The following is a 278-nucleotide window of genomic DNA, read 5'->3' on the forward strand; positions in this document are numbered from 1 at the left end:
GCCAACTGGCGCTGCGCTTCACGCACAATATCCTCGTTGAGATCGTCGGTAGTAAACAGCACCGGCAAATGTTGTTCCGTCATATCCTGCCAGAACGGATTTTCCCGGTTAAGCACACAAGGAATGCCCGCCTGAATCAGTAAGCACAGCGTACCAATGCCCTGCTGGCGGGCAAAAATAAAGTAACCAAGATCGCACTGACGAAGTAGCGCCAGATAGGCGTCAAATTCCAGTTTTTCGCTCAGAATTTGTAGATTTTCTTCGCTGAATAACTCCAG

The 278-nt window shown here is 49.3% G+C and carries 1 protein-coding gene; it reads right to left on the reverse strand.

Translation table 11 applies throughout. The features are described from left to right. On the reverse strand, nucleotides 1–278 hold a 278-nt coding region (locus MFF40_RS28425; protein ID WP_238263163.1), incomplete at both ends, for a TDP-N-acetylfucosamine:lipid II N-acetylfucosaminyltransferase family protein.

The organism is Methylobacterium mesophilicum, assembly GCF_022179445.1.
Classification (GTDB): Bacteria; Pseudomonadota; Alphaproteobacteria; order Rhizobiales; family Beijerinckiaceae; genus Methylobacterium; species Methylobacterium mesophilicum.